This window comes from Microbacterium sp., from assembly GCF_049661145.1.
Taxonomy (GTDB): Bacteria; Actinomycetota; Actinomycetes; order Actinomycetales; family Microbacteriaceae; genus Microbacterium.
Genome location: NZ_JBASZT010000289.1, coordinates 1 through 9,985, shown reverse-complemented (window position 1 = coordinate 9,985; position 9,985 = coordinate 1). Strand labels below are relative to the sequence as shown.

General features: G+C 67.6%; 7 protein-coding genes and 1 tRNA gene. 7 read left to right on the top strand and 1 reads right to left on the bottom strand.

Annotated features, from left to right (window positions below):
• The first annotated feature begins 261 nt into the window (after window positions 1–261).
• A complete protein-coding gene (locus WBP48_RS12325) occupies window positions 262–1,059 on the top strand; it encodes a MarR family winged helix-turn-helix transcriptional regulator (RefSeq protein WP_424440835.1) in 798 nt (265 codons plus the stop codon).
• Between the two features lie 132 nt (window positions 1,060–1,191).
• Here the strand turns inward: WBP48_RS12325 and dcd are convergent, their stop codons facing one another.
• Window positions 1,192–1,797: a dCTP deaminase gene (gene dcd, locus WBP48_RS12320; RefSeq protein ID WP_424440833.1), complete on the bottom strand. Its 606-nt coding sequence runs from the start codon at window positions 1,795–1,797 to the stop codon at window positions 1,192–1,194.
• Window positions 1,798–1,907: 110 nt separating this feature from the next.
• On the opposite strand from dcd, the gene WBP48_RS12315 reads away from it, so the two are divergent.
• From WBP48_RS12315 to WBP48_RS12290, 6 genes are all read left to right on the top strand, one after another.
• Window positions 1,908–1,981: transfer RNA gene (locus WBP48_RS12315), tRNA-Gly, on the top strand.
• A gap of 444 nt (window positions 1,982–2,425) precedes the next feature.
• A complete protein-coding gene (locus WBP48_RS12310) occupies window positions 2,426–3,655 on the top strand; it encodes an ROK family transcriptional regulator (protein ID WP_424440831.1) in 1,230 nt (409 codons plus the stop codon).
• A gap of 96 nt (window positions 3,656–3,751) precedes the next feature.
• Window positions 3,752–5,116, top strand: coding sequence for an extracellular solute-binding protein (locus WBP48_RS12305; RefSeq protein WP_424440829.1), 1,365 nt, complete (start codon window positions 3,752–3,754; stop codon window positions 5,114–5,116).
• 5 nt (window positions 5,117–5,121) lie between these two features.
• Entirely contained in the window at window positions 5,122–6,054 is a 933-nt protein-coding gene (locus WBP48_RS12300) for a carbohydrate ABC transporter permease (RefSeq protein WP_424440827.1), read from the top strand.
• A complete protein-coding gene (locus WBP48_RS12295) occupies window positions 6,054–6,896 on the top strand; it encodes a carbohydrate ABC transporter permease (RefSeq protein ID WP_424440837.1) in 843 nt (280 codons plus the stop codon). The genes WBP48_RS12300 and WBP48_RS12295 overlap by 1 nt, the downstream gene beginning before the upstream one ends.
• A gap of 14 nt (window positions 6,897–6,910) precedes the next feature.
• Window positions 6,911–9,907 (top strand): alpha-mannosidase, encoded by a 2,997-nt coding sequence (locus tag WBP48_RS12290; RefSeq protein ID WP_424440825.1) that lies wholly within the window; start codon window positions 6,911–6,913, stop codon window positions 9,905–9,907.
• Window positions 9,908–9,985 lie beyond the last annotated feature (78 nt).

The window sequence follows — 9,985 nt, the reverse complement described above, 5'->3', positions numbered from 1 at the left end:
GGCCGAAGGGGCCACCCGCGCCCGGCGGGAAGCCCGGCCGGCCCCGCCCGCGCAGGCTCGACAACGCCGCAGCGATGGCATCGAGGTCGCGGGTTTCGTCGGGGGCGTGGTCGTCGGCATCCGGCATGTCTTCAAATTTACATGCGACTTGACATGCTTCCGAATTACATGTCACAATGCATATACATGCCAATTGACATGCGACTTGGACGGCCCGCCGGAGCAACTGCGCACGGCGCCGCCCCTATGAAAGGACTTCTCATGGAGAACCCCACAGACACACCCACAGAAAACACAGAGAACACTGAGACCACCGACCGTCCGTTCGGCTCCTGGCTTCGCGTGGTCGACCGCCTGGTGGCGCGCGAGTTCCACGCGGCTTTCGCCGCGGAGGGCATGACACGCCGCGACTGGTGGTTGCTGAACCTGATCGACGGCGACGTCGTCGCTCCTGAACTTGCCGCGCGGCTGCAGCGGCTGCACAGCGGGCACGGCGGCGGCGGCAAGCGACTGCGCGCGCTCGTCGAGCGCGGTTGGGTCGCCGCCGATGGCGACAGCTGGACGCTCACCGATGAGGGACGAGCCGCGAAGGATCGCCTCGCCAAGAAGGTCGCCGGCATCCGCACCCGCGTCGCCGGCGCCGTGTCGGACGAGGACTTCGCCACGACGCTGCGCTCGCTCGAAGCGATCGCTCACGAACTCGGCTGGGATCCGGAGGAGCCCGCGCACGGCTTCGCCGGCCGGGGCTTCGGTCCGGGGCGCCGCGGGTTCCGTCCAGGTCGCGGTTTCGGCCCGGGCTTCGCTCCAGGTGGCGGTTTCGGCCCGGGCTTCGCTCCCGGTCACGGCTTCGCTCCCGGTCACGGCTTCGATCCCCGAGACGGATTCGATCCCCGAGACGGATTCGGTCCCGACCACGGGTTCGGTCCCGAGCGAGGACATCACCGCGGAGCGCCCGGAGCCCGAGGCGAGCGCGGCGAGCGCGGACATCGTGCCGCGGAGCGCGCCTTCGAGCGCGGCTTCGAGGCCGGCTTCCGCCGCGGAAGCGGCGACGCCGCCTGACAGCCCTCCCGCTGCGGACCGAGCGGCCGTTCCAAGAGCAGGCCAGACCGACCCACAACGGGCTGGAAACGGCCACTCCGAGGCGATCCAGCCTGCTTTCGGAACGTTCCGCACTCCGATCGGTGGTCGGACTCAGCCGCCGAGGGCCCCGGCATCGGTCGATCCGACGTTCGTGCGATGGAAATTCAGGAACGAACGGGATGCCGTCGGCCCGCGCTGGCCGAGATACCGGTTGAGGTACGGGCCGGTGCCGTAGGGGTTTTCGGCCGGCGACGACAGGCGGAAGAAGCAGAGCTGCCCGATCTTCATGCCCGGCCACAGCTTGATCGGCAGGGTCGCGACGTTGGAGAGCTCGAGGGTGACGTGGCCGGAGAATCCGGGGTCGATGAAGCCGGCCGTCGAGTGCGTCAGCAGTCCGAGCCGGCCGAGCGAGGACTTGCCCTCCAGGCGCGCCGCGATGTCGTCGGGCAGAGTCACCTGCTCGAATGTCGAGCCGAGGACGAACTCGCCCGGGTGCAGGACGAACGCCTCGTCGGGGGCGACCTCGATGAGGCGGGTGAGTTCGGGCTGGTCCTCGGCAGGGTCGATGAACGGGTACTTGTGGTTGTCGAACAGCCGGAAGTAGCGGTCGAGCCGGACATCGACGCTGGAGGGCTGGACCATGGCGGCATCCCACGGATCGAGCCCGACCCGCCCCTTGTCGATCTCCAGCCGGATGTCGCGGTCGCTCAGCAGCACGCGGCCAGCCTACTGGCCGACTTCAGGTCGCGCGCGGCCCCCGAGCGTCGATATGACCGGATGCCGATTTGCTAAGCTTGCCGGGCGCCTCATCCTCGACGGGGCGCTCCGGGGCTGTAGTTCAATGGCAGAACTTCTGCTTCCCAAGCAGACAGCGCGGGTTCGATTCCCGTCAGCCCCTCCATCGCCCTCACGTGCGGCCGCAGGCCGTGCGGGAGGGCGATCGCGTGGTTGCCGTAGGGATCGTTCCGCCCCGGGAGTCCCGCCCCGGGATTCCCGCCCCGGCGGAGGCTCCCCGCGCCGCGGCACGGACGGGCAGAGTGGCCCTGGCCCTGGCCCTGGCCCTGGCCCCCGCTCCCGCTCACGCCCGCGGGGTCGCACATGGTCGCATCGCGGCACGCACAACGACCATCTGCGACCCGCCCGCCCAAGCCCAAGCCCAAGCCCAATCCCAAGCCCAATCCCCAGCCCAAGCCAAGCCCCACGCCCCACCCCCGCCCACGGGGTCGCACATGGTCGCATCGCGGCACGCTCGATCGGCATGCTCGATGCGCTCGGAACGGCATTCCGGGCTCGGACGGCGGACGCTACGCTTCTGCCCACCGAGCAGAGACGGGAGGCGGCGACTGTGACCCGCGGTGCCAACCAGCCCAGCGTGGGCAACTACAACCAGGCGGTCATCCTGGAACAGATCCGCCGCGGCCGAGCGATGAGCCGTGTCGAGTTGGCTTCCGTCACGGGGCTGTCGGCGCAGACGGTATCGAACATCTGTCAGCGGATGATCGAAGCCGGCATCATCACCGAAGGCAGCCGCGCACCCACCTCCTCGGGACGCGGAAAGCCGCCCACTCCGCTCCTGCTCGTCGGCGACAGCCGCTTTGCGGTTGGAGTCCACCTGGATCCGAGCGTGGTCTCAACCGTGCTCCTGGCGCTGGACGGGACCGTGATCGCGCAGAGCCGCCATCCAGCGCCCGCCGCCGGTGAGCCGGCCAAGACGGTTCGACTCATCAGCCGCCAGGTCGAACGCGTGCTTGTGACCGCCGGCGTCGACCGGGAGCGCGTCGTCGGAGTCGGGATCGCCGCCCCGGGCCCGATCGACGTCAAACGGGGCATCGTCGTTGACCCGCCGAACCTGGGCACGTGGCACAGAGTCCCGTTGCAGAAGTCGGTCAGCGAGTCGACCGGGCTGCCTGTCGTGCTGGAGAAGGACGTCACCGCTGCCGCTGTCGCCGAGCGGTGGCTCTCCCCCACGATCCGGGACCTGAGCTTCGCGTTTCTCTACCTCGGCACGGGCCTCGGTCTGGGTCTGGTCATCTCCGGCGACGTCGTCCGGGGCGGCTCCGGGAATGCCGGAGAGATCGGACACATCGTCGTCGACCCCACTGGTCCGCCGTGCTCCTGCGGGCAACGCGGATGTGTGGCCGTCACATGCGCCCCCGCCGCGCTCGTCGGTGAAGCCGAGCGACTGTCGGTGCTGCCGGGGTCGCGGATCGGCAGCGATCCCCGCAGCGTCGATGATGCCCTTTCGGAGATCGTGTCCCTCGCGCGACGCGGGAACGCCGCCGCCTCGGACATCCTCGAGCGCGCGGGCGAGCGCATCTCACGCATGATCGCCGTCGTGTGCAACCTGCTCGACGTCGATCGTGTCGTGGTTGGCGGGCCACTGTGGACGAGACTCTCGCCCTGGCTCGAGGCACAGATCACGCTCGCGCTGACGACCCGTCTGGCTGCGCACGGCATCCACGACGTCGAAGTCGTGGGAACGACGCTCGGCGAGAACGTCGGCGCGATCGGTGCGGCATGCCTCGTGCTCGACGACACCCTGAGTCCGAAGACGGACTCGCTGCTGTTGGCATGATCACCCCTCTTGACACGATTTAATCCATTCGATTGGCTTAATGAATCCAAGGCGCATTGGCGCGCCTGGCACCAAGCATGTGAGCAAAGGAGCGACATGAAAACCAGAGCAGCAGTGCCCGTGATCGCCGTAGGCGTCCTCGCGACCCTCACTCTCGGCGCTTGCACCGCCGGAGCGACCGGATCCGGCGACGACGACACGGTCACGGTCGTCTACGCGAAGACCGACTCGTTCACCGTTCTCGACACCCTCCTGAACACGGCCAAGACCGAGTTCGAAGCGACTCACGACGGGGTCACGATCGATCTCCAGCCGATCACCGCGACCGACGACGACTACAAGACCCGACTCCAGTTGTCTCTCGGGTCGGCCGATACCGCCCCCGACGTCTTCTACGAAGACACGTTCAACGTGCGCTCGGATGTCGAGGCCGGCTACCTCCTCAACCTCGACGATCACCTCGCTGAGTGGGATGACTGGGCGAAATTCGATGAGGGTGCGAAGAAGGCGGGTCAGGGAGAGGACGGCAGCATCTACGCGCTCTCGCTCGGCACGGACACCCGCGTCATCTGGTACAACAAGCACGTCCTCGACGCGGCCGGAGTCTCGGTGCCGTGGCAACCGAAGACGTGGGACGACATCCTGGATGCCGCCGCGAAGATCAAGTCGAGCCAGCCGGACGTCGTCCCCTTCAACATGTACGCCGGCACCGGAACCGCCGAAGGCACGGTGATGCAGAGCTTCTACGAACTGCTGTACGGCACGGGCGACGGCGTGGGACTGTACGACGACGCGAGCGGCAAATGGGTCGTGGAGTCGCAGGGGTTCATCGACTCACTCGCCTTCCTCAAGACCCTCTATGACGAGGGCTACGCCGTCAGCCCCGACAAGGCGCTCGACCCCAACGTGTGGCAGGCGGTGTTCGGGGAGATGTTCCCACAGGACAAGCTCGGAGGCACGGTGGAGGGCTCGTACACACCATCGTTCTGGGCGGACGGCGGATCCTACGAATGGCCGGAGTACGGCGACGTCATGGGTGTCGCGCTGTTCCCGACCCAGAACGGTCAGGGCGACGGCGCCGTCTCGATGTCCGGCGGTTGGACCCTCGCGGCATCCGCCCACACCGAGGTCCCCGACCTGGCGTTCGAGTTCATGGCCACCGTCCTCAACGAGGAGAACGCGCTCTGGTACGCGATCAACAATGCGCAGATCGCCGTGCGCACGGATGTCGCGGCTGACGCGAGCTACCTGGAGGCGAACCCGTTCGTCGGCGACGTGTCCGAAGCGGTCGCGGTGACCCACTTCCGGCCGGCCAACAGCGACTACCCGCAGATCTCCGTGGCCGCTCAGAAGGCCACCGAGGCGGTGATCACGGGGCAGGCCACGCCCGAAGAAGCCGCCGCGGAGTACGACGCGGCCGTGCGTCAGATCGTCGGCGACGACAAGGTCGTCGCCGGGTAGCCCGCATGTCCGTCCTCACGATGGAGCCGGCCGAAGCGTCACCACGTCGACGCCGTCGACGCAGCGACCGCGCCACGCCGGCGCGGTCGCTGCCGATCCTTCCGGCGGTGCTGCTCCTACTGGTCTTCCTGGCCGGCCCCATCGTCTGGGCGCTTCTCGGGTCGCTCAGCAACCGCGCACTGACCGGTCCGGGCGCGGCGAACCCACAGTTCGTCGGGCTTGACAACTACGCGCGCCTGCTTGCGGACCCCGTACTGCCGCTGTCGATCGGAGTCACGGTCGCCTTCGTCGTCGGCTCGGCGGTCGTCGGCCAGAACGTCCTCGGGATGCTGCTCGCCGTGCTCTTTCGCGTCGGCAACCGCGGACTCAGCGGATTGGTCGGCGTCCTCGTCGTGACGGCATGGGTGCTGCCGGAGATCGTCGCCGCCTTCGTCAGCTACGCCTTTCTCTCCGCCGACGGAACCCTCAACTCGCTCCTATCGGGAGTGGGTATCGACGGACCCAACTGGTTGTACTCGCTGCCGCTGCTTTCGATCATCCTCGCCAACACGTGGCGGGGGACGGCGTTCTCGATGATGATCTACCGCGCTGCCCTCGACGACGTACCCCCGGAGGTGACCGAGTCGTCCATGCTGGACGGCGCCAGCGCCGGGCAGCGCCTGCGATTCATCACGCTGCCGATGATCAAGAGCACCATCTTCACGAATCTCCTGCTCACGACCCTGCAGACCCTCTCCGTCTTCACGCTGATCTGGGTGATGACCAAGGGCGGACCGGGGAACCTCTCCACGACCCTCCCGGTCTTCGCGTACACCGAGGCCTTCTCGTTCGGGGACATCGGCTACGGAAACGCGATCGCGGTGGTCATGCTTGTGCTGGGTGCCGTGTTCTCGATCGGCTACGTCCTCTCGCTGCGTCGGGGCGGAGACCGCGCATGATGATCGCAAGCATCGCGTCGCCTCGTCGCAGCCTCGGCCGGCTCTGGGCGAACGTCACTTTGATCGCGATCGGAGCCGTCTTCGCCCTTCCACTGGCCTGGGTCGCCCTGGCCTCTATCGATTCCGCTGCCAGCTATCAGGTGAAGCTTCCCACCCGACCCACTCTCGACAACTTCACCGACGTGCTCACACCGAGCCTGACGCTGGTCCCCCTGCTGAACAGCCTGTTGCTGTCGACGGGAGCCGGCGTGGTCACCGTGGTCCTCTCCGTTCTGGCGGCGTATCCGCTGTCCCGCTACCGTTCACGCCTGAACGGACCGTTCCTCTACGGCATCCTGTTCGCCAGTTGCCTCCCCATCACCGCGATCATGGTCCCCGTCTACAGCCTGTTCGTCCAGTTGCGGCTCATCAACCAGCCCTGGGCGGTCGCGCTGTTCCTGGCGGCGAGCTCGTTGCCGATGGCGCTATGGATGACCAAGAACTTCATGGACTCGGTGCCGACGAGTCTCGAGGAAGCTGCATGGGTGGATGGCGCCAGCGCGATGAAGGCGCTTGCGACCATCGTCGTTCCTCTCATGCGTCCCGCCCTCAGCGTCGTCTTTGTCTTCGTGTTCCTGCAGGCGTGGGGAAACTTCTTCGTGCCGTTCGTCCTGCTCTACTCACCGGAATGGCAGCCGGCCGCCGTATCCATCTACTCGTTCTTCGGCCAGTACGGAACAGTCGCCTACGGCCACCTCGCCGCCTACTCGCTCCTGTACTCCGCCCCTGTCCTGGGGCTCTACCTCCTCGTCACCCGCGGATTGGGCGGCACCTTCGCCCTGTCCGGTGCGGTGAAAGGCTGATCGGAAGGCCGCACATGCACCACAACGACGTCCTCTCCCTCCAACGCATCGACCGGCTGTTCCGCGACCGGCTCAGCCGACACCTGTACCGCGCGACTGCCCCCGTCGAGATCAGCGCGTGGGAGGTACCCGATGAGCCCGTGCCGTTCCGCACTGCTGTGGAGAGCACTTTCACCCCGTTCTCCCCAGGAGCGCGCTGGGGGCGCCCCTGGGGCACCGTCTGGTTCCACGTCACCGGGAGAGTGCCGCCCACCTGGCAGGAATTGCCGGACACCGCTGTCGAACTGGTCGCCGACCTGGGGTTCGACGACTCCGCGCCGGGATTCCAAGCGGAAGCTCTCGTGTTCCGCCCCGACGGTTCGATCGTCAAGGCGATCGAACCGCGCAACGCGACTGTTCCTCTCGACGGCGACCGTGTGGACTTGTATGTCGAGGCGGCCGGCAACCCCAGCGTTGCCGGCACGTTCACCTTCGCTCAGACACCGCTGGGAGATCCTGCCACGGCGGGAACCGACCCGATCTACCGTCTGGAGCGCATGGAGTTGGGGCTTCGCGATCTGAACGTGTGGGAGCTCGCCCAGGACGTGTGGACGCTGCGGGGACTGGTCGGTGAGCTCGAAGCCGACCGCACGCGGCGCGCTCGCGTCATCGCCGCACTCGGCCGCGCCGTCGACGCGCTCGACCCGGACGACGTCGCCGGCACAGCTCAGGCTGCGCGGTCCGAGCTGGCCGGAGTGCTTGCCGCCCCGGCATCGGCGACCTCTCACACGGTGACGGCGGTCGGGCATGCGCACATCGACTCCGCCTGGCTCTGGCCGATCCGCGAGACCGTCCGCAAAGTCGCACGGACGTTCTCGAACGTGCTCGACCTCGCCGCGCACGAGTCCGATTTCGTTTTCACTGCCTCTTCGGCGCAGCAGTACGCCTGGATCAAGGACCACTACCCTGAGCTCTTCGAGCGCATCCGTGCAGCAGTGCGCAGTGGACAGTTCGTTCCCGCCGGCGGCATGTGGGTCGAGTCCGACACCAACATGCCGGGCTCAGAGGCGCTCGCCCGCCAGTTCGTCGAGGGGAAGCGCTTCTTCATCGAGGAGTTCGGGGTGGAGCCTCTCGATGTCTGGCTTCCCGACTCGTTCGGCTACTCGGCGGCGCTGCCCCAGATCATCGTCGCGGCAGGATCGCGCTGGTTCCTGACTCAGAAGATCTCCTGGAATGAAACGAACCGGATGCCCCATCACACCTTTCTCTGGGAGGGAATCGATGGGACCCGCGTGTTCACCCACTTTCCGCCGGTCGACACCTACAACGCGGAACTCTCGGCAGCGGAGCTCGCCCGCGCTGAACGGCAGTTCGCGGAGAAGGCGGCGGCATCCCACTCCCTCGTCCCCTTCGGTTGGGGCGACGGCGGCGGCGGGCCCACGCGCGAAATGATCGCCGCCGCTCGCCGAACCGCCGACCTCGAGGGTTCACCGCGCGTGCGTCTCGGGTCGCCCGAGCGTTTCTTCACGGACGCCGAGGCCGAGTACGCTTCACCGCCGGTGTGGGAAGGCGAACTGTACCTCGAGTACCATCGCGGAACCTACAGCGCACAGGCGCGCACGAAGCGCGGCAACCGGCGCAGCGAGCACCTCCTGCGCTCCGCAGAGCTGTGGTGCGCTCTCGCCACAGTGCATCGCGGCGCCCCGTACCCTTACGACGAGCTCCGTCGACTGTGGCGGACGGTACTCCTCCACCAGTTCCATGACATCCTGCCGGGCACCTCGATCGCCTGGGTTCACCAGGAGGCAGAGCGCACGTACGCACAGGTGGAACGCGATCTCACGGCGCTCATCACCGCGGCACTGGGCACGCTCACCGGCGAGGGAGAACTGTCGCTCACCGCAAACGCGGCACCCGTCGCCATCGCCGGGACACCAGCGCTGTCCGTGTCGCACTCCGCGGCGAGCGAAGACCTCCGGTGGCAGCGCGTCGGCGACGGGTGGGAGATCCAGCAGGCGCGCACAGACTGGCGAATAGACGGCACCGGCCGCGTCACGCGCATCCACGACAAGGTCGCCGGGCGCGAGCTCGTCGTTCCGGGCGGCGCCACCGCCGGGCTCCAGCTGTTCCGTGACACTCCTCGCGAGTGGGATGCATGGAACATCGACTCGGAAGACGGGTCCCTCGTCACCGAGATCATGGCCGTCGACGACATCAGCGTCGACGGCCCGGACCTCGTGGTACGGCGAACCGTCGGTGCAAGCCGCGTCCGGCAGAGCTTCCGCGTCGACCCGATCACCGGCGCCCTCGACATTCGTGTCGACATCGAATGGCGGGAGCGGCAGAAGATGCTCAAGCTCGCCTTCCCCCTCGCCCTGCGCGCGGGTTCGGCCGAGTCGGAGATACAGTTCGGGCATCTCTCCCGTCCGGTGCACGCGAACACCTCGTGGGACGCCGCGAGGTTCGAAACAGTGGCGCATCGGTGGATCCGCTTGAACGAAGGGGGCTACGGAGTCGCCATCGCCAACGACGCCAGCTACGGGCACGACGTGCATCGCGACGGCGGCCGCGACGGTGGCGCTCACACCGTCGCGCGCGTGACCCTGGTACGTGCCCCCCTGTTCCCCGATCCTGAAGCCGACCAAGGCTCACACACCTTTCGAGTAAGCGTGCTTCCCGCAGCCTCGATCTCGGACGCCATCGACGCCGGGTTCCGCCTCAACCTGCCACCGATTCCGGTTCGCGGATCGAGCACTGTGCCCGCCGCGTTCACGAGCGATGCACCGGGAGTCGTGATCGAGGCGGTCAAGCTTGCCGACGATCGCTCGGAGGACGTGATCGTGCGGCTCTACGAAGCCTGGGGTGCACACCGCGCGGTCGTGCTCACTCCAGGCTTCGAATGGCTCGACGCGGTGCGGACAGACCTGCTGGAGCGTGAACTCGATGACTCGACGCCGCGGCGCCGGGGGGACGGCATCCCGTTGACGTTGCGTGCCTTCGAGCTCGTGACGCTCAGAATTCGTCGCCGCTGAGCGACCCACCCACCCAAGCCCGCGCTGCCGCCCGCGGGCAGCCCTGCTCCCATGGCGGCGCCGAAGCCGGGGCGGACC

What these genes read in the sequence shown, in the direction of transcription:
- WBP48_RS12290 (WP_424440825.1), top strand. Translation starts at nt 6,911, where the DNA reads ATGCACCACAACGACGTCCTCTCCCTCCAACGCATCGACCGGCTGTTC.
- WBP48_RS12325 (WP_424440835.1), top strand. Translation starts at nt 262, where the DNA reads ATGGAGAACCCCACAGACACACCCACAGAAAACACAGAGAACACTGAG.
- WBP48_RS12300 (WP_424440827.1), top strand. Translation starts at nt 5,122, where the DNA reads ATGTCCGTCCTCACGATGGAGCCGGCCGAAGCGTCACCACGTCGACGC.
- WBP48_RS12295 (WP_424440837.1), top strand. Translation starts at nt 6,054, where the DNA reads ATGATCGCAAGCATCGCGTCGCCTCGTCGCAGCCTCGGCCGGCTCTGG.
- WBP48_RS12305 (WP_424440829.1), top strand. Translation starts at nt 3,752, where the DNA reads ATGAAAACCAGAGCAGCAGTGCCCGTGATCGCCGTAGGCGTCCTCGCG.